Here is a 20,653-nt window from a genome sequence, read left to right as displayed (position 1 = left end):
ATTTAAATTTAAAAAACGAGTATCTAAAAATGGAAAATGTTAAAAAAAATAGTGAGGTTAATAGTGAGAAAAATCATGATGAGAAAGTATTGCAAAGTGAAGAACTAGAAAATGTCGATCCAGACGATGTAATCGAAGATGAGCAAGAACAGGAGATAGATGAATTATCTGTTGAAAAGGATAGGTATTTGCGATTATATGCAGAATTTGAAAATTATAAAAGGCGAACTACAAAAGAGCGTATCGAGTTGTATAAGACAGCAGGGGAGGATGTTATAGTTAGCATGTTGCCTGTATTGGATGATTTCGATAGAGCTATTAAGGAGTTAGAAAAGACAGATTCTGATAGTGATTCTTTAAAAGGGATCAGTCTTATTTATAATAAGTTTAAGGGCATTTTATCTCAAAGAGGATTATCTGCTATAAAGATTGAGAAGGGCGATGATTTCAATACTGATTTTCACGAAGCTGTAACTTATGTAAAATCTGATTCAGAGGATTTAAATGGCAAGGTTTTGGATGTATTGGAAATGGGTTATGAATTAAATGAGAAAATAATTCGTTACGCTAAAGTTGTTATAGGAAAGTAAGATATTATGAGTAAAAGAGATTATTACGAAGTATTAGATGTAGGCAAAGGTGCTACGGCTAGTGAGATAAAAAAGGCTTACAGAAAGATAGCTTTGAAATATCACCCTGATAAAAATCCCGATGACACTCAAGCTGAGCAGAAGTTCAAGGAGGCTGCCGAGGCGTATGATATTTTGAGTAATCCTCAAAAGAGAGAGAGTTACGATAGATTTGGTCATTCTGCATCTAGAGGTGGAGCTTCTGGATTTTCTCAAATGGATGTCGAAGATATATTTAGCAATTTTGGTGATATATTCGGCGGTCATTTTAGTGGATTTAGTAATGGTGGCAGTCGCTCACGCGTGAGAGGCTCTGATATGAGAATCAGGCTAAAACTAAACTTAGAGGAAATAGTAGACGGGGTAAAGAAGAAAGTTAAAGTCGTGCGTTTAAAGCAGGCCAAAGGGGTGACATACAAGAGTTGTTTGTCTTGTGGAGGTGCGGGTCATGTCACTAGAGTTATGAATACTATGTTGGGTCAGATGAAAACGAGTGTCACTTGTGATTCTTGTAGAGGGATAGGGAAGGTTATTGATAATAGACCCAAGGAGGCTAATGCAGATGGTCTCATAGAGGAGATTGATATGGTATCTATAGATATACCTAAAGGGGTTAGTGATGGTGTTCAGTTGAAGATTACAGGAAAGGGAAATGAAGCTCCTATGGGAGGTATTCCAGGTGATTTGTTAGTTCTCATAGAAGAAGAAGAGCACGAGACGTTAAAGAGAGAAGGGGATAATTTGCATTTTGATTTGTACATTAGTTTTTCTGAGGCGGCATTAGGATGTAAGAAAGAGATTCCGACTGTTAGTGGAGGTAGGGTTAGTATAAATATAGAGAGTGGTGTTCAGTCTGGTAAGATATTGCGTTTAAAGGGAAAGGGAATTCCTAGTTTAGATAGGGTTGGAATTGGTGATTTATTAGTTCATGTGAGTGTTTGGACTCCTAGGGTACTTAGTAAAGAGCAGAAGAAATTCTTTGAAAAGATGTTAGAGGATGCAAATTTTATGCCTTCACCAGATCAAGAGAAGTCATTTTTCCAGAGGATACGGGAGATGTTTAGTTGAAAAAAAACTTTTAAAAAAAACTTTTTAGTATTTAAAAAAAAGGCATTAGTTTTGTCGTCTGCTTTTAAGGTATTGAACGCAGGGCACATGAGATGTTTGGCTGAAAAAACTTTTTAAAAAAAACTTTTCAGTATTTGAAAAAAAAGGTATTAGTTTTGCGGTCTGCTTTTGAGGGATTGATGATGTGGTTTGAGAGGGCAGATTTAAGAAAGCACATTGATATATTAGATAGCTTAGAGAGAGGCGGACATTAGAATAATGGGGTTAATTTTTATTTTTATTTAAAAACAAGAATAAAATTTACAACGAAGAGTTTGATCCTGGCTCAGGATGAACGCTAGCGACAGGCTTAACACATGCAAGTCGAGGGGTAACATGAGAGCTTGCTTTCGATGACGACCGGCGAACGGGTGCGTAACGCGTATGGAACCTGCCCTTTACAGGAGGATAGCCTTAAGAAATTGGGATTAATACTCCATAGTATTATTTAGTGGCATCATTAGATAATTAAAGATTCATTTCGGTAAAGGATGGTCATGCGTTCTATTAGCTAGTTGGTTAGGTAACGGCTGACCAAGGCTACGATAGATAGGGGGTCTGAGAGGATTATCCCCCACACTGGTACTGAGACACGGACCAGACTCCTACGGGAGGCAGCAGTGAGGAATATTGGGCAATGGGCGCAAGCCTGACCCAGCCATGTCGCGTGCAGGATGACGGCCTTATGGGTTGTAAACTGCTTTTATATGGGAAGAAAAGCACTTATGTATAGGTGTATGCCGGTACCATATGAATAAGCCCCGGCTAACTCCGTGCCAGCAGCCGCGGTAATACGGAGGGTGCAAGCGTTATTCGGATTTATTGGGTTTAAAGGGTCCGCAGGCGGTTTGGTAAGTCAGTGGTGAAATCCTACAGCTCAACTGTAGAACTGCCATTGATACTGCTAGACTAGAGTAAAGGTGAAGTTGGCGGAATGTGTAGTGTAGCGGTGAAATGCATAGATATTACACAGAACACCGATTGCGAAGGCAGCTGACTAACCTTTTACTGACGCTCAGGGACGAAAGTTTGGGTAGCGAACGGGATTAGATACCCCGGTAGTCCAGACCGTAAACGATGATTACTATATGTTTGGCGTTTTATACGCTGAGTGTACAAGCGAAAGCGATAAGTAATCCACCTGGGGAGTACGTTCGCAAGAATGAAACTCAAAGGAATTGACGGGGGTCCGCACAAGCGGTGGAGCATGTGGTTTAATTCGATGATACGCGAGGAACCTTACCTAGGCTTAAATGTATCCTGACAGGTTTAGAGATAGACTTTTCTTCGGACAGGATACAAGGTGCTGCATGGTTGTCGTCAGCTCGTGCTGTGAGGTGTCAGGTTAAGTCCTATAACGAGCGCAACCCCTATCCATAGTTGCCAACAGTTCGGCTGGGGACTCTATGGAGACAGCCCGTGCAAACGGAGAGGAAGGTGGGGATGACGTCAAATCATCACGGCCCTTACGTCTAGGGCTACACACGTGCTACAATGGTCGGTACAGAGGGTCGCTACCTTGCGAGAGGATGCAAATCTCTAAATCCGATCTCAGTTCGGATCGCAGTCTGCAACTCGACTGCGTGAAGTTGGAATCGCTAGTAATCGCAAATCAGCCATGTTGCGGTGAATATGTTCCCGGACCTTGTACACACCGCCCGTCAAGCCATGGAAGTTGGGGGTGCCTGAAGTCGTTGAATGTTAGAGTTTAACGCCTAGGGTAAAACTAGTAACTAGGGCTAAGTCGTAACAAGGTAGCCGTACCGGAAGGTGCGGCTGGAACACCTCATTTATAGAGAATAAAAGTTATAAAATTGCTTTATTATTTTTCTTTCTGTTTCTCTCGAGAACTATCTATATAATTATTATGATATACTATACTGTTTTGCTATTTATTAGTAAAGAGAGTAATAATAGGTACAACTTACAGCATCCCGTTAGGGTTAAGGGACGTGTATAGTCTCATAGCTCAGCTGGTTAGAGCGCTACACTGATAATGTAGAGGTCAGCAGTTCAAATCTGCTTGAGACTACAATTATATTAGGTATATGTTTTATCAGGGGGATTAGCTCAGTTGGCTAGAGCGCCTGCTTTGCACGCAGGAGGTCATCGGTTCGACTCCGTTATCCTCCACAAGTTATTAAGATATAATAATAGTACATTGACATATTAGGAAACGAGAGAGAGGTAATCGAACTCGAGTGAAAAATAAGTTAAGGGCAAACGGTGGATGCCTAGGCTTTCAGAGGCGACGAAGGACGTGATAAGCTGCGAAAATTTACGGGGATTGGCAAATACGAATAGATCCGTAAGTATCCGAATGGGGAAACCCGCTATATTGAAGATATAGCACCTTTTAAAGGAGCAAACCTAGGGAACTGAAACATCTAAGTACCTAGAGGAGAAGAAAACAAAATGTGATTTCGTTAGTAGTGGCGAGCGAAAGCGAAAAAGCCCAAACCAGTTAATTCTAGGATTAACTGGGGTTGTAGGACTGCAAATATCTATGTGCGACGAACTAGAATTATCTGGAAAGATAGACTGTAAAAGGTGATAGTCCTGTATAGGCAAGTTAGCATAATAGTAAGCAGTATCCTGAGTAGTGCGGGACACGAGAAATCTTGTACGAATTAGGCGGGACCACCCGCTAAGGCTAAATACTCCTGAAAGACCGATAGTGAACTAGTACCGTGAGGGAAAGGTGAAAAGTACCCTGAATAAGGGGGTGAAATAGAACCTGAAACCGTTTGCCTACAAGCGGTCGGAGCAATTTTAATTGTGACGGCGTGCCTTTTGCATAATGAGCCTACGAGTTAATTTCTTTGGCAAGGTTAATAATTTAAGATTAGTAGCCGTAGCGAAAGCGAGTCTTAATAGGGCGTATAGAGTCAGAGGGATTAGACGCGAAACCGAGTGATCTACCCATGGGCAGGTTGAAGTACTGGTAACACAGTATGGAGGACCGAACCGGTAGGCGTTGAAAAGCCTTCGGATGACCTGTGGGTAGGGGTGAAAGGCCAATCAAACTCGGAAATATCTCGTACTCCCCGAAATGCATTTAGGTGCAGCGTTGACAAAAGTGTTATAGGGGTAGAGCTACTGATTGGATGCGGGGGTTTCATCACCTACCAATTCCAGACAAACTCCGAATACTATAACATGATTTACAGCAGTGAGGGCATGGGTGCTAAGGTCCGTGTCCGAAAGGGAAACAACCCAGACCATCAGCTAAGGTCCCCAAATATGTGTTAAGTTGAAAAAACGCGGTTTTATTGCAGAGACATCCAGGATGTTGGCTTGGAAGCAGCCATTCATTTAAAGAGTGCGTAACAGCTCACTGGTCGAGCGATAGAGCATGGATAATAATCGGGCATAAACACATTACCGAAGCTATGGACTAATTTATAATTAGTGGTAGGGGAGCATTCTATATGCGCTGAAGCATTTTTGTGAAGAGATGTGGAGCGTATAGAAAAGAAAATGTAGGCATAAGTAACGATAATGTGGGTGAGAAACCCACACGCCGCAAGACCAAGGTTTCCTGGGCTATGCTAATCAGCTCAGGGTTAGTCGGGGCCTAAGGCGCATCCGAAAGGAAAAGTCGATGGACAACTGGTTAATATTCCAGTACTTGTTATAATTGCGATAGGGTGACGGACTAGTGAAACCTCTGCGTACTGACGGAATAGTACGTTGAATGACAAAGGTATTATTTTTATAGGCAAATCCGTAGAAATAGCTGAAGTCAGATAGTACACTGAAGCTTCGGTGGAAGTGATAATGAGGGTAATGGGTTCCAAGAAAAACCTTTAAGCATCAGATTATAACAACCCGTACCCCAAACCGACACAGGTGGTCGAGGAGAGTATCCTAAGGCGCTCGAGAGATTCACGGTTAAGGAACTAGGCAAAATTGTCTCGTAACTTCGGGAGAAGAGACGCTTCCTTCGCTTAATTTATTAGGTGGAGAAGCCGCAGTGAAGAGGCCCAGGCGACTGTTTATCAAAAACACAGGACTCTGCTAAATCGTAAGATGATGTATAGGGTCTGACACCTGCCCGGTGCTGGAAGGTTAAGAGGGGATGTCATCTATTTATAGAGAAGCATTGAATTGAAGCCCCAGTAAACGGCGGCCGTAACTATAACGGTCCTAAGGTAGCGAAATTCCTTGTCGGGTAAGTTCCGACCTGCACGAATGGTGCAACGATCTGGGCACTGTCTCAACCGTGAGCTCGGTGAAATTGTAGTATCGGTGAAGATGCCGATTACCCTCTACGGGACGAAAAGACCCCGTGCACCTTCACTACAACTTAGTATTGACTTCGGATAATTAATGTGTAGGATAGGTGGGAGACTACGAAGCGGTATCGCTAGGTACAGTGGAGTCGTCCTTGAAATACCACCCTTTAATTATTTGGAGCCTAACTCGAGAGATCGAGGACATTTCTTGGTGGGTAGTTTGACTGGGGTGGTCGCCTCCTAAAGAGTAACGGAGGCTTCTCAAGGTATCCTCAGCACGCTTGGTAACCGTGCGTAGAGTGCAATGGCATAAGGATGCTTGACTGTGAGACCAACAAGTCGAACAGGTAGGAAACTAGAGCATAGTGATCCGGTGGTTCCGTGTGGAAGGGCCATCGCTCAAAGGATAAAAGGTACGCCGGGGATAACAGGCTTATCTCCCCCAAGAGCTCATATCGACGGGGAGGTTTGGCACCTCGATGTCGGCTCGTCACATCCTGGGGCTGGAGAAGGTCCCAAGGGTTGGGCTGTTCGCCCATTAAAGTGGCACGCGAGCTGGGTTCAGAACGTCGCGAGACAGTTCGGTCTCTATCTGTAGAGGGCGTTAGAAATTTGAGTGGATCTGACTCTAGTACGAGAGGACCGAGTTGGACAGACCTCTGGTGTATGAGTTGTGGTGCCAACTGCATCGCTCAGTAGCTATGTCTGGATAAGATAAGTTCTGAAAGCATATAAGAACGAAACTGACCACGAGATGATATTTCTTTTTAAGGGCCATTCGAGAACAGGATGTAGATAGGCTGTATGTGTACAGGCAGAAATGTCAAAGCAGAGCAGTACTAATAGCCCGTAGTTTTTCATTTGAATGATAATCTCTCTCTTGGACACCCTAATTTATGTTATATAAAGTTAGATGAGATGTATAAATAATAGATTTTGTTATTTTTCTCATTTAGAGATTAAATAGTGATGTTAGCATTGGTTCTCACCTCTTCCCATTCCGAACAGAGAAGTTAAACCCAATAGCGCAGATGGTACTGATATTTTTCGGGAGAGTATGTCGTCGCTATTTTTTAATAGAGGTTCGTGTTCCTTTTGTGGAATACGAACCTTTTTTTGTTTATATGGATACTTAATTATTAGTCATTTTTATATTGTATAAAAACATTTTAGAATATAGAAATCTCTCAATTAAATAAGAATCACAATGGCAGGACTATTATTGTAATAGAAAATGTACTGGTATTTCGTTTGTAACCTGAGTTCGATTAATAATTTGTTTGCTAAAAACGCTTTAAAGTCTTGAATTAACTAGGATTAAAGAGACTCATATTTGTGATAAATTGAATGTTTTTGTGCAAAAAGTGTCAAAATGCCATTAAATCGTCTCATAAGTATACAAAAGGGTTCCAATAACTGCGTTAGCAACCTCTTAAACCCCAATAAATTTAAAGGATTCAAGTGATTTTATTAATCGAACTCAGGTTTGTAGATTCTAAAATTATCACTTCAAATAAAAAATATACTGTAGAGAAAATAATCTCAAAATGGATAATTACTATTATTTTAGCCAAAGGATTCAGATTTTTATCTATTGATGATCAGGTTACTTAAACCATGAAAACAAAGAGAAATTTAAAAAATATTTTATCATCAATAACGCTTGTTTTAGTAGTTATTTCATGTATTAAAAGACGTAAAACAGAAGATACACCTGAAACAGATACAAAAGAAAAACTAGCCATTAGTATTAAAAGTTTTGTATTTACAAAAGAGGGAAATAGCATCCCAGCAAATCCCACTGCTGCCACTGAGGTCTATAAAGCTCTTTTTATCAAAAAGACTCCTGCTGATACATATGCTACATTGGGCACAGAGTTTAATGCAATTATTCAAAGAGATAGCCTTATCAAAGTGGTTGTTCCATTTAATACTAGGTTAAATATGAGTAATGCAACACTTAAATCTAAGGTTACATTTAAGCAAAAACCTGGTCTGAGTATCTATATAGGAGAAAATACAGCTCCACTTGCCCCTGATGCTACTTCTTTAGATTATTTCATCACGCTTAAGCTACTCCATAGTGATTTAAAAAAAAAACAAGGAATTACTCATATTTTAAAACTCAGTAGAAAAGATAAATATTCTAATGTTATAGCTGAGAAATTATATAAGATAGTTCTCATTCATAGTATTCCTTCAGATGATTGTAGTATAACTAAGTTTGCTATTAGAAAAGCTGATATCAATGCTAAAAATGCTAATAATAATGTTAATAGTAAAATTAGGAGTGATGCTTCTGGTTTTACCGACGGAGCATTGCTTTTAAATCCTGAACAAAATACTATTGACAAGGGAAGGACCAATGTTGAGCCTATAGAATACAAGTTTACAAAAACTACTCATGTTGATACGGGTTTTACTATCACAGATGGTAATGTTCTTAAAGTTGATGCTATGGTTCTTCCCAATGGAGCTACTATATTGACCGAGGGGGTACACAGCAGCAAAACAGGAGCTAATCCAATAACTACTGGTATTAGGATTGTAAATGCAAATGCTGATCAAAGTATAGATTTTAAGGTAGTAGCTCAGGATGGAAAAACAGAGAAGTTCTATAGATTTACATATAAAGCTACTTAATAAGAAAGAATAATTATCGGTATTTAATTATTTTTTTTAATTGAAATATTACTAAAAAATAATACCTTTGTGCGGTTGCATATGGTCATAGTGCTGTTGCGACATTTCAGTTTTTTATAAAATTTATTTGCAGGTGAACACTTTAAGTTACAAAACTATTTCGGTCAACAAAAAGACAGCTACAAAGGATTGGGTCTTAGTAGATGTAGAGGGGGAACCTTTGGGGCGTTTAGCTTCAAAAGTATCTAAGTTAATACGTGGAAAATATAAGCCAAACTATACTCCTCATGTGGATTGTGGAGATAATGTAGTTGTAATAAATGCAAGCAAGGTTAAATTGACAGGAAATAAATGGGCTGATAAGACTTATATAAGACATACAGGTCATCCTGGAGGTCAGAAAAAGATTACGGCTAATGAAGTATTCAAAAAGAATCCTGCCATACTAATTGAAAAAGCTGTGAAAGGAATGTTGCCTAAAAACAGATTAGGCAGTGCTCTATTCAAGAATTTGTACGTTTATGCAGATGGCTCTCACGATAAGGAATCTCAAAAACCTAAAAAGATAAATTTAGACGAAATAAAATAGTATATGGAAACAATACATAAAATAGGAAGGAGAAAAACTTCTGTAGCTCGTGTGTTCCTATCGGAAGGGAAAGGAGATATAACTATAAATAAAAGAGAGTTAAGCTCTTATTTCCCAACGGCAATTTTAAATCACAAAGTTCAACAACCGTTGATAATAACAGATAATCAGGGCAAATACAATGTAAATGTAACTGTAGTAGGAGGTGGGTTTACAGGTCAAGCCGAAGCAATTCGTTTGGCTATTTCTAGGGCTTTAGTCGAGCTAGACGATCAGAATAAGCCTTCTTTAAAAGCAAAGGGTTTGATGACTAGAGACTCTAGGATGGTTGAAAGAAAGAAACCAGGTCAGAAGAAAGCGCGTAAGAGATTCCAGTTTAGTAAGCGTTAATTTGTTAAATACAGTTTTTATTTTACTAGAAAGATATTATGTGAGATATAGAATTCTACACATTTTATTTTTTTGAAAAAAAATAAGCAAAAAAAATATGTCAGATAAAGTAGAAATTAAAGAATTATTGGATTCGGGAGTCCACTTTGGACACTTGACTAGAAGATGGAACCCTAATATGAAACCATATATCCTAATGGAAAAGGATGATATTCATATAATAAATCTTCGAAAAACTGCAGCTAAACTAGAAGAAGCTAGAGAAGCCTTAAAAAAGATAGTGTCTAATGGGAGAAAAGTTCTATTTGTATCTACAAAAATACAGGCTAAAAATATTCTAAAAGAAAGTATAAAGGATATTGATATGCCTTTCATATCTGAAAGATGGCCAGGTGGTTTATTGACAAATTTTTCTACTATAAGAAAAACTGTCAAGAAGATGCAGTTGATAGACAAGATGAAAAACGATGGCACCTTCGGAACTTTTTCTAAACGTGAAAAACTACAAATAGACAGAAAGAGGGAAAAGTTAGATAAGATATTTGGATCTATATCTGATATGATGAGGTTACCTGGAGCGTTATTTGTGATAGATGTAAAAAAAGAACACATAGCAGTTAAAGAAGCTAGAAAATTAGGCATACCAGTATTCGGTATGGTAGATACAAACTCTAATCCTATTAATATAGATTTTCCAATTCCTTCAAATGATGACTCTTCTACTTCTATAAAGAAAATTTTAGAATATGTGGTTTCCTCCATAGAGGAAGGAATAAAGCAAAGAGTCTCTGATAAAGAAAAAGAGGGATTGCCTAAAAAAGATACAGCTGCCGAAGATGCTAAGTTAACAAAGAAAGCCAGAATTACTAAGAAGGCTGATAACAAGCAAGAAGAATTATCAAAAAAGATTGAAAAGTCTGATGATGATACAAAAAATGATAGTGTTGAACAAGAAGTAAACAAATAATAAAGTATACTAACAATGTCAAAAGTAACGGCAACAGAAGTTAATAACTTAAGAAAGATTACAGGTTCTGGAATGATGGATTGCAAAAGAGCCTTGGTGAAAGCTGATGGAGATTTTGATAAAGCAATAGAAATTCTAAGAAAAGAAGGCCAGAAAATTGCAGCTAAGAGGTCCGACAGAAATTCATCTGAAGGGGTTGTTTTAGCAAAAGTCAATGATGATGGAAATATTGGAGTCTTGATATCCCTTAATTGTGAAACGGACTTTGTAGCGAAAAATGAGAATTTTATAAAGCTAGCAGATAGCTTTGTAGATTTGGCTCTAAAATCTGATGTAAGTTCAAAAGAGGAATTTTTGAAAGCTTCTTATGAAGGTATATCTGTAGAGGAAGAAATATCCAAACAAATTGGGGTGATAGGTGAGAAAATAGAAATAGGCACCTTTGATAAAATTACATCTCCATTTGTGGGTCACTATATACACACTGGCAACAAGATAGCATCTCTTGTTTCTTTTTCTGAGAAAACACAAGGCATAGAGTCTGTTGGGAAAGACGTAGCAATGCAGATAGCTGCCATGAATCCATTGGCTCTAGATGAAGGAGATATCTCAAAAGAGACAATTGAAAAAGAATTAGAAATAATAAAGGAGCAATTGAGAGGAGAAGGTAAACCTGAAGATATTTTAGAGGGTATCTCTAAAGGTAAACTCAATAAGTTCTTCAAGGATAATACTTTGGTAAATCAAATATTTATAAAGGACAAAGATCTAACAGTTGGTGATTATGTAAAAAAACACAATCCTAACCTAAAGCTAACTTCTTTTAAAAGATCTGCTATAGGAGAATAGAAGAGAGTTCTATATTTAATTCGGTTAAAGCGGGATCTACAATTTTAAATTTGTTTGGTCCCGCTTTTTTTTATTGCAAGGGCAAATAGTTTTTTATTTCATCTCTTGCCCCATATGTGTTAAGATATGGTTTTATTTAAAGAATCTATAGCTATTTTCATCTCATTACGTAAATCTTCAACTATAGTTTCAATGGATTTAACCTTGTCTATTAATTCTACAGATTGACCAGCACACCACAAGGTCTTATAACTGCCAGGTTTTACAGATTCGTTTAATTTTTTCATTCCTCTGAGTTGCACTAGCATTTTAAAGTATTTTTTTATTGTCTTATTACGTTGAATCAAACGTTCAAACCAATTTTGCTTATAACCTATTTTTTTTGCATACTCCGTATTTATTATAGTACAAGGAGTGCCTGAAATTTTTTCAGTTAAAACAATATCTTTCATTTTAGCATCTAATATGGCGTCTTTATATTCTTGGCTAACAGTAGCTTCTTTGGAAGCTATGAATAAAGTGCCAATAGAGACTCCCTCAGAACCTAATGCGAGCATGGAAGCAATGCCACTACCATTTGCTATGCCCCCTGCTGAAATAACTATTTTATCTGGAAATTTTCTATTGAGTGAAGGAACCAATAACTGCAGAGAAAAATTTCCTGCATGACCTCCAGCCCCTTGGCCTACAGCTATGAAACCATCGCATCCCATATCATAACATTTCTGGGCGTGATCCATGTTGGTAACATCGCAAAATACTTTAGCTCCATAATTATGTGCTTCCCTTATAACTTCTCTTGGATTTCCTAGAGAAGTTATATAAAAAGGAACTTTTCTTTCAACACATATAGACAAGTGTTTTTTGTACAAAGGATTAGATTTCTGTACTATTAGATTTACTCCAAAAGTCCCTTTTTTAAAACTATTATCATTGTTATGAACAATCAGATTGTCTATAACTTGTTTTAATTCTCCATCTTTACGGAAATTTAGACTAGGAAAACAACCTGCAATACCATTGTCAATAGCTGACTTTACCATAGCTTCATTAGACACTAAGAACATAGGAGCCATAATTACAGGTAACTCTATGTTTAGCATTTTTGTGAGACGATTGTCTATTTTCATATCATTATATTATTGTTCATTATGTATAGCGAGACTGAGCAAATATAATGTAAGTAATTTTAAAATATGTTTTTAAATAAAACATAGAAGACACTATCTATTATAGATGCCTTTTTATCTCATCTTTCAGTTCTTCTATCTCTATTGGAATCCCTTTTATTCTATTGAAAGCGATAGTGTCTATTAGATAATTATCTCTTATCAATTTAGAGAGTTGTCCGTTATTTATCTCTGGTACTATAATTTTTTCGTAGTTTTTTAATAACTCTCCTAAGTTTGGGGGAAATGGAAAAATATATCTTATATGAATATGAGCTATTTGATCTATACCCTCCTCTTCTAATTGTGTTATAGTGGTTTTTATAGTTCCGTAAGTGGATCCCCAACCCAAAAGTAAAATTTTTGCAGTTACTTTATTATTATCAATATCCTGTAATGGAATGTATTTTGCTATGTTGTTTATCTTCGCCTCTCTTATCTTTATCATGGAGTGATGATTATCAGAATCATAACTCACATTTCCAGTTTCTATATCTTTTTCTAGACTTCCTATTCTGTGCTCCCCTCCAGGGGTTCCAGGAACTAACCAGTCTCGAACTAAATTTTCATCTCTAGAATAAGGAGAAAATTTTTTACTGGGATCGTGTTGTTTAATACTAGAATTTATAACTTTTAATTTTTCTTGATCAGGACATAGCCAAGGTTCTGAAGCATTTGCTATATATCCATCGGATAGAAGTAGTACAGGAGTCATAAATTCTACAGCTATTTTTACAGCTTCATAAGTGGCATCGAAACAATCCGACGGAGACTTGGCAGCTATTATAGGTATGGGCGCCTCTCCATTTCTCCCATACATGGCTTGTAATAAATCTGATTGCTCTATCTTAGTAGGTAAACCTGTGGATGGTCCTGCTCTTTGTACATTTATTACCAAAATAGGCAGCTCTAACATCACAGCCAAACCCATAGCCTCTATCTTCAGAGATATGCCTGGACCTGATGAAGCAGTAGCTCCAAAGGCTCCTCCAAAAGAAGCTCCTATGATTGCACAAATAGCAGCTAACTCATCTTCAGCTTGAAAAGTCTTTACATTAAAATTTTTTCTCTTGGATAAAAAATGTAGAATCTCAGAAGCTGGTGTTATAGGATAACTACTGTAAAATAGATCTAATCCAGATTTATAAGTCGCAGCTATGAGACCTATAGAAATAGCTTCATTACCAGTTATATTTCTGTATAGTCCTCTCTCTCTAGAAGCCTGATCTACCTGGAATCTGTATTCTACTACTTCAACGGTATTACCGTAGTTATATCCCGCCTCCAAAGCTCTTATATTCGCTTTTAAGATATCTGGTTGTCCTTTAAACTTAGAGTTAAAAAAATCTATAGTGTGATCGATCTGTTTTCCATACATCCAATATACAAAGCCCAAGACAAACATATTTTTAATCTTGAAAGAATCTTTTTTGCTAAGACTTGTTTCTTCTAAGATCTTTTGAGTGATCTTATCAATATCTATTTTGTATATTTTATAATCTAATTTATCGTCATCCAAAGGGTTTTCATCATCTTCATAACCGCATAATCTGAGATTTTTTTTATTAAAACCAGATGTATTAGCTATTATCAGCCCTCTATTTTTAAGTCTGAAAATATTGCTTTTGTAAGCTGCGACATTCATCAAAACTAATACGTCGAACTTTCCTTCTACCGAATATACAGAAGAACTTCCAAAAGTTAGTTGAAAACCAGAAACTCCATCAACAGTTCCAGCAGGGGCTCTTATTTCAGCAGGGAAATTCTGTAATGTAGATAAATCATTACCCGAGGCAGCTACAGTATCAGCAAATTCTTTGCCTATAAACTGCATCCCATCCCCAGAATCTCCAGCAAATAATATAGTGACTTTCTTTTTTTTAATTAACATTTAGTCATCTATACTTCTAATTTCTTTAATATTTGGTAAATATTTTTTTACAGTATTTTCTATACCTACTTTTAAGGTCATAGTATTTACAGTGCAATGGGTACAATTTCCTTCCAATCTAACTGTTACAATATCATTTTCCAATGAAACAAAAGAAACATCTCCTCCGTCATATTTTAAAAAAGGACGTATCTCATCCAAAGCTTTATCTATTAACTCTAATTCTTTTTCTCTTTTCATTTTTCAAAATAAATATCTATTTGGAACATCCAGACATGCCAGTTATTTTAACTTTTTCTGTCTTTTTTATGTTCTTATTTCTGAAGTCTAATTTTTCTAAAAATCTATCAGTAATATCAGAAAATATTTCAGTATTGGGATTATTTTCTTGTAAAACTATAGGCATTCCAACATCAGCACACTCTCTAATGCTCTGAACTAATGGTATCTGTCCTAAAAAAGGAATATTTAAATCTTCAGATATGTCTTTGACTCCATTTTTGCCAAAAATGTAATACTTATTCTCTGGCAGCTCTTGTGGAGTGAAATACGACATGTTTTCTACTACACCCAAAATTGGAACGTTTATCTCATCAGATTGAAACATTTCTACTCCCCTTTTAACATCGGATATAGCTATATGCTGAGGAGTACTAACTATAATAGCCCCAGTTACACATACCTGCTGCACCAGTGATAAATGTATATCACTCGTTCCAGGAGGGAGGTCTACTAGCAAAAAATCTAATTCTCCCCAGTGTGCTTTGTGTATCATTTGCGTCAGGGCCTTAGTGGCCATAGGACCTCTCCATACAATAGCTTTGCCCTCTTCTGTAAAGAAACCTAGAGATAAGAGCTTTACGCCGTGACTATCTATAGGTTTTATCATATTCTCTCCCTTTATATTAACAGAATAGGGCTTTTCAAAAGGCACACCAAACATAATATGCATAGAAGGCCCATAGACATCAGCATCTATAAGACCTACTTTAAATCCTTTTTTTGACAGAGATACAGCCAAATTAGAAGACACAGTAGATTTACCTACTCCTCCTTTGCCCGAGGCTATACATACGACGTTTTTTATATTATTAATATTAGAGTCGCTAGAGTATTTGTGAGATACATTTACTTTTATATCAACTCCTTCATTCAAGGAATTTGACAAGACTTTAAGTATATCATTCTTTAACTTTTCCTTTATATGCATAACCGGAATGGCTGAAGCAACATTTATCTCAACTAGACTTGAATTGGGAGAGATGACAACATCTTTGATCATCCCCACATCAACTATATTTCTATGGGAATTATGCGGATATACTAATCTGAGCTTTTCTATGATATAAGATCTGGTTATATCCATAAAAGCATTTCTAATTTAGATTAAACAAGCGCAAATATAATTATTCAACACAATTCAATTAAAAAATCACATGATAGAGGATACTTGCATATTTGGATTTATCTTCTTTACTATAGTCTGTAACACTTTCCCAGGACCTACTTCTATGAACTCTGTAGCTCCATCTACCATCATTTGTTTAACCGATTGAGACCACATAACTGGAGCTGTTAACTGAGCTATTAAATTTCTCTTTATATCTTCCTTATCCCTCATCCCCTTAGCTGTAATATTCTGATATATAGGACATATAGAATCCTTAAACTCGGTATTAGATATAGCTATAGACAGTTTTTCTTTGGCTGGTTCCATAATAGGAGAGTGAAAAGCTCCTCCAACGGCTAATATAACAGCTTTTTTGGCTCCATTTTTTTTAAGAATTTCACAGGTTTTTTCTACCGTGTTAGAATCTCCAGAAATAACTAATTGACCATCGTAATTGTAATTGGCAGGAACTACAATTCCTTCGGTCATCTCACTACATATTCGCTCTACTGTTTCATTGTCTAAACCTATTACTGCTGCCATTGTAGAAGATTTATACTCACAAGCCTCTTGCATTGCTTGGGCTCTTTGATAAACTAATTTTAATCCATCTTCAAAAGATAAAACTCCCACTGCAGTAAGAGCAGAGAACTCTCCTAGAGAATGACCAGCTACCATATTGGGTTGAAAGCTATCTTCTTTAATTTTTGCTGAAATGACAGAGTGTAAAAAAATGGAGGGTTGAGTTACTCTAGTCTGTTTTAAATCCTCTGCAGTGCCATTGAACATGATATCTAATATATCAAATCCTAATATATCACATGCCTTTTCAAATAGTTCCTTAGCTAGAGGGTGTTTTTCGTAGAGATCTTTTCCCATTCCTGCAAATTGAGATCCCTGTCCTGGAAATATGTATGCTTTCATCTATATTAAAATTTATACTGCGCTAGGAACTTTACTCAAGATTTCTAATAAGAAAGAAAAGAATCGGTCTACTGATTTTATATTTACTTTTTCATCTGGAGAATGAGGGTTTTTTATGGTAGGACCGAAAGATATCATATCTATGTCGGGGTATGTCTCACCTAATATTCCACATTCTAAACCGCCATGAGTACAACTCACCTTTGGATGTTTATCATATCTCTCGTAATAGATATTTTTCATAACATTTAATATCTCAGAATCTAATTTTGGCATCCAGCCTGGATAGTCTCCATCATACGAAACGTAACAGCCAATTAATTCAAAACAAGTCCCCACTCTAGAGGCCATGTCTTTTTTTGCTTCATCTATGGATGAACGTTGTAAGCTCTTTGTAGTGAACCTTCCATCTCTTAAAATTACTCTCGCTAAATTAGAAGAAGTCTCAGGAATATTATCCATATTGGGGTTCATTCTACCAACACCATTTGGACATATATGTAAGGCTTTTATAATATTACTTTGTAATACTTTCCCCATACATTTAAAACTCTCTGTTTTTCCATTAAAAACGAGTTTAATTTCTAAATTACTCTCAACGCTTTGGTATTCTTTAACTATAGCTTCCACTATTCTTTGTAACTCTATCTTAAAGAACGGCTCATACTTTTCAAGTACAAATACCTTAGCAAAAGCCTCTCTTGGAATAGCATTCCTCAAAGAACCTCCATCGATCTCATTGAGATGAAATTCAGTTTTTATCTCGAATAGTACACGTGCTAAAATTTTATTTGCATTAGCTCTTCCCAAATGTATTTCCATACCTGAGTGCCCCCCTTTTAAACCCCTTACTAGAATATCTACATCTAATACTTGCTCTTCAAAAACATTTTCTTCGTACTCCAACAGAGTATTAGTATCTATACCACCTGCACATCCGATGGAAAACTCATCGTCATCTTCTGTATCTAGATTTAACAGTATCTGACCTTTGAGAATATCTTTTTTAAAATTTCTAACACCAGTCATTCCAGCTTCTTCATCAACTGTGAAAAGACATTCTATATTTGGATGTTGTATTTCTTGAGACTCTAAAATACTCATCATAGTTGCCACTCCTATTCCATTGTCTGCGCCTAGAGTTGTGCCTTTGGCCTTAACCCATTCCCCATCTATAAAAGAGCGGATGCCTTCACTGTCAAAGTCAAAATCAGTGTCTTTATTTTTCTGATGAACCATATCTAAATGACTCTGTAAAATGACGGTTTTTCTCCCTTCCATACCCTTTGTAGCTGGCTTTCTAACTAAAACATTACCAATATCATCTACAGTAGTTTCTAATCCTAATTTTTCTGAAAAATCTCTTATAAAAGCTACTGCCATAGCTTCTTTTTTGGAAGGACGTGGAATCTGATTTAAATCTTCAAAATTATTCCACAGTCTATTTGGTGATAAATCTCTAATTGATGTACTCATATATGTTGATGTTTTTTATATTACTAATATCTCCCTAAAGAAATGAGGATAAACAAACCAATTGAACAGGTCGACAAAGGTATAATATTATGACCCAATTGAAAAATGCAGATATTTTATTAAATCTGTATTCTGTACTGATTCTACTTAAGTCACTACGTAAATTCTTTAAACTAGAAATATTTAACAATTTCCCCGTAAACTACAACTATAGTTTGTAATTTATTTTGTAAACTTGTACTCTATATTTAGAATTATTTTTAGAATAGTGTGATAGGTATAAAAACTAGTTATTTTATTGAGTTATGAAAATATTTAATTTAAAAAAGATATTAGTATTTACGTCAGTATTTTTTATTGCATTATCATGTAAAAAGGCAGAAGTAGTTGCTGAAGGTGAAATACCCAAGAGTAAAATCCTTAAAGAGATAATTAGTTTTAAATTAGAGGCATTCAAAAATGAAGGTAAAATAGGTGAAAAAGATATAGAAGCTAAGTCTTTAGATTTTAAAGGGCAAAAAATATATTTTCTAATATTACCTAATGGTGTAGGTCCTAATTATAAAAAATTTATTCCTACTATTACTATATCAGATAATACTACTGTAGAACCTAAAAGTGATATACCTACATCTTTAGGAAATATATCTATTACCGAGGAAACTATTGATCTCTTAAAATCTGGTGTAGAATACACGGTTACTTCTGATAAAGATAATTCTGTCAGTAAGTATAGAGTCATTGCTATTAGAACGCCACAAGGCATAGAGAGTATTGATTTCAAAGGTGAGGATGATATAAAACCTCATGTAGGTAAAGTCATTGATAACCTAAATGAGGAAATTTCATTAATCTCTTCAGTTTCGAGTTTTAGTGCATATGAGGATAATGCTATTTTGTCTATATCAGACATGGAAATAAAATTAAATTCACTAGAAAATGATATACCTTCGTTTATTTCTTTTGAGGGAGAAAAGAGGTCTATCGATACTTCTGTAAGTGTTAAAACAGAAACTTCTTTTACAAAGAAAAATAGAGAGAACACAGATATATACGAAGCTGAAATACCTGTTTTGATTAAAATAGGAGATTTGGAATTTATAAGAAACTATGCGGTTGTTATTAATCCTAAAACTACTGAATTGCCTGCTGCTAATGTATTGGCTCCTGAAGTAAAGCCCCGAACTCAAGCAACTGGGCAAGATGATCAACAAGGAACTGAAATTAAAATACTTCCTAGTAGCGCTAAATCTACAGGCACATCTTCTATTCCTACTAAACCGACTGTAATTTCAGCTCCAACTAGTTTTCAGTCAGAAGAACAAAAGGAGGCTAAAGAAGAGGCTACTAGGAAAGCTAAAGAAGAGGCTACTAGGAAAGCTAAAGAAGAGGCTACTAGGAAAGCTAAAGAAGAGGCTACTAGGAAAGCTAAAGAATTTGCTGCTAAAGCTGAAGAACTTGCTGTTAAGGCTGAAGAACTTGCTACTAAGGCTGAGGCTGAGGTTAATAAGGCTAAAGATGCTAGGCGGGCTCAAGATACTGCTAGGGATACTACTACTAGGGATAGAGCTCAACGGAATGCTAGGAGAGCTAAAGATGCTGCTGCTAATCATGCAGATAGTGCTGCCACTACTGCTAGTGAGGCTGTTAGGGCTGCTTTTGATTCTGATAAGGAGGCTAAAAAAGCCCAAAATACTGAGTCTGAGGAATATGCTAAGCTAGCTCAAGCTGCTGCCGCTAGGGCTAATGTTGCTGCTGAAATTGCTAAGAAAGCTAAAAGAGATACTAATTTGGCATATATGGCACCCTCTAAAAAGGATTAATAGAATAGACACTATCCCTTTTGTAGTAGCCTCCCTAAGAGCTAAAAAAGTAGATTTTATAACAGAATCATCAGTTGGAAATGACAATTTGTTTTTAGTGTATTTCCTGATTTTTCCATTGAGGTTTTCAATCGAGTTGATAGTGTAAATAATTTTCCTGATTTCTATGGGAATTTCATAAAATGCAGATAATTCCTCCCAGTTATCTCACCAGCTTTTAACAGCGTATGAATACTTAGATTCACATGTTTTTGCAAAATCATTTAGAGCTGGCCTCAGATGATTGTTTCGTAGGGGAATTGCGTATTGATTTCATGTCATTAGAAAACATCTTTTTATCCTTACATACTACGTTATCTGCTGGAATTCCTGATTTGATGGACTAAACATATTTGTGTTGTGGATTCAGGAAATCCATTTTTTATAGTTTGTGTAAATCCATTTAATCCAGATTATTCATAACCTGAGTTTGATTAATAATTTGTTTAGTAAAAAACGCTTGAAAGTCTTGAATTAACTAGGATTAAAGAGACTCATATTTGTTATAAATTGACTGTTTTTGTGCAAG

14 protein-coding genes, 2 tRNA genes, 3 rRNA genes and 1 pseudogene are annotated in these 20,653 nt (G+C 36.4%); 13 read left to right on the top strand and 7 right to left on the bottom strand.

Features of this window, described 5'->3' with window-relative positions; genetic code table 11:
• Window positions 1–29 precede the first annotated feature (29 nt).
• The 12 genes from JBKA6_RS06895 to tsf all read left to right on the top strand — a co-directional run bounded on the left by JBKA6_RS06895 (window position 30) and on the right by tsf (window position 11,412).
• Window positions 30–590, top strand: a complete 561-nt coding sequence (locus tag JBKA6_RS06895; RefSeq protein ID WP_096687131.1) for a nucleotide exchange factor GrpE — start codon at window positions 30–32, stop codon at window positions 588–590.
• Window positions 591–596: 6 nt separating this feature from the next.
• Window positions 597–1,697 (top strand): molecular chaperone DnaJ, encoded by a 1,101-nt coding sequence (gene dnaJ / locus JBKA6_RS06890; protein ID WP_096687129.1) that lies wholly within the window; start codon window positions 597–599, stop codon window positions 1,695–1,697.
• Between the two features lie 302 nt (window positions 1,698–1,999).
• Window positions 2,000–3,528: ribosomal RNA gene (locus tag JBKA6_RS06885) — 16S ribosomal RNA — on the top strand.
• Window positions 3,529–3,694: 166 nt separating this feature from the next.
• Window positions 3,695–3,768 (top strand) — tRNA-Ile (locus JBKA6_RS06880).
• A 27-nt stretch (window positions 3,769–3,795) separates the two neighbouring features.
• A tRNA-Ala gene (locus tag JBKA6_RS06875) sits at window positions 3,796–3,869 on the top strand.
• Window positions 3,870–3,937: 68 nt separating this feature from the next.
• Window positions 3,938–6,837: ribosomal RNA gene (locus JBKA6_RS06870) — 23S ribosomal RNA — on the top strand.
• Window positions 6,838–6,936: 99 nt separating this feature from the next.
• A 5S ribosomal RNA gene (gene rrf / locus JBKA6_RS06865) occupies window positions 6,937–7,046 on the top strand.
• The 16S, 23S and 5S rRNA genes sit together here with 2 tRNA genes alongside, the layout of an rRNA operon.
• A 545-nt stretch (window positions 7,047–7,591) precedes the next feature.
• On the top strand, window positions 7,592–8,617 hold the full coding sequence (locus JBKA6_RS06860) for a hypothetical protein (protein WP_096687127.1): 1,026 nt from the start codon (window positions 7,592–7,594) through the stop codon (window positions 8,615–8,617).
• A gap of 133 nt (window positions 8,618–8,750) precedes the next feature.
• On the top strand, window positions 8,751–9,206 hold the full coding sequence (rplM, locus tag JBKA6_RS06855) for a 50S ribosomal protein L13 (RefSeq protein WP_096687125.1): 456 nt from the start codon (window positions 8,751–8,753) through the stop codon (window positions 9,204–9,206).
• Between the two features lie 3 nt (window positions 9,207–9,209).
• The gene (gene rpsI, locus JBKA6_RS06850) at window positions 9,210–9,596 is read left to right on the top strand and encodes a 30S ribosomal protein S9 (protein ID WP_096687123.1); all 387 of its coding nucleotides are present in this window, start codon (window positions 9,210–9,212) and stop codon (window positions 9,594–9,596) included.
• Window positions 9,597–9,693: 97 nt separating this feature from the next.
• Window positions 9,694–10,563 (top strand): 30S ribosomal protein S2, encoded by an 870-nt coding sequence (rpsB, locus tag JBKA6_RS06845; RefSeq protein WP_096687121.1) that lies wholly within the window; start codon window positions 9,694–9,696, stop codon window positions 10,561–10,563.
• A 15-nt stretch (window positions 10,564–10,578) separates the two neighbouring features.
• Window positions 10,579–11,412, top strand: a complete 834-nt coding sequence (gene tsf, locus JBKA6_RS06840; protein ID WP_096687119.1) for a translation elongation factor Ts — start codon at window positions 10,579–10,581, stop codon at window positions 11,410–11,412.
• A 119-nt stretch (window positions 11,413–11,531) separates the two neighbouring features.
• On the opposite strand, the gene JBKA6_RS06835 is transcribed toward tsf, so the two are convergent.
• The 6 genes from JBKA6_RS06835 to JBKA6_RS06810 all read right to left on the bottom strand — a co-directional run bounded on the left by JBKA6_RS06835 (window position 11,532) and on the right by JBKA6_RS06810 (window position 18,262).
• Complete coding sequence (locus JBKA6_RS06835) at window positions 11,532–12,542, bottom strand: NAD(P)H-dependent flavin oxidoreductase (RefSeq protein WP_096687117.1); 1,011 nt, start codon at window positions 12,540–12,542, stop codon at window positions 11,532–11,534.
• 100 nt (window positions 12,543–12,642) lie between these two features.
• Window positions 12,643–14,472, bottom strand: coding sequence for a 2-oxoacid:acceptor oxidoreductase subunit alpha (locus JBKA6_RS06830; protein WP_096687115.1), 1,830 nt, complete (start codon window positions 14,470–14,472; stop codon window positions 12,643–12,645).
• A complete protein-coding gene (locus JBKA6_RS06825; protein ID WP_096687113.1) occupies window positions 14,473–14,712 on the bottom strand; it encodes a NifU family protein in 240 nt (79 codons plus the stop codon).
• A 16-nt stretch (window positions 14,713–14,728) separates the two neighbouring features.
• The gene (locus tag JBKA6_RS06820; protein ID WP_096687111.1) at window positions 14,729–15,838 is read right to left on the bottom strand and encodes an Mrp/NBP35 family ATP-binding protein; all 1,110 of its coding nucleotides are present in this window, start codon (window positions 15,836–15,838) and stop codon (window positions 14,729–14,731) included.
• A 66-nt stretch (window positions 15,839–15,904) separates the two neighbouring features.
• The gene (gene fabD / locus JBKA6_RS06815) at window positions 15,905–16,786 is read right to left on the bottom strand and encodes an ACP S-malonyltransferase (protein ID WP_096687109.1); all 882 of its coding nucleotides are present in this window, start codon (window positions 16,784–16,786) and stop codon (window positions 15,905–15,907) included.
• A gap of 12 nt (window positions 16,787–16,798) precedes the next feature.
• Window positions 16,799–18,262: an aminoacyl-histidine dipeptidase gene (locus tag JBKA6_RS06810; RefSeq protein ID WP_096687107.1), complete on the bottom strand. Its 1,464-nt coding sequence runs from the start codon at window positions 18,260–18,262 to the stop codon at window positions 16,799–16,801.
• A 305-nt stretch (window positions 18,263–18,567) separates the two neighbouring features.
• On the opposite strand from JBKA6_RS06810, the gene JBKA6_RS06805 reads away from it, so the two are divergent.
• The gene (locus JBKA6_RS06805; RefSeq protein WP_096687105.1) at window positions 18,568–20,085 is read left to right on the top strand and encodes a cell envelope integrity protein TolA; all 1,518 of its coding nucleotides are present in this window, start codon (window positions 18,568–18,570) and stop codon (window positions 20,083–20,085) included.
• Between the two features lie 18 nt (window positions 20,086–20,103).
• Here JBKA6_RS06805 and JBKA6_RS06800 read toward each other — a convergent pair.
• Window positions 20,104–20,531 (bottom strand): annotated as a pseudogene (locus tag JBKA6_RS06800) (transposase); the annotation flags it as partial.
• Window positions 20,532–20,653: the final 122 nt, after the last annotated feature.

Source organism: Ichthyobacterium seriolicida, from assembly GCF_002369955.1.
Classification (GTDB): Bacteria; Bacteroidota; Bacteroidia; order Flavobacteriales; family Ichthyobacteriaceae; genus Ichthyobacterium; species Ichthyobacterium seriolicida.
This window is presented reverse-complemented; position numbering and strand designations above follow the sequence as displayed.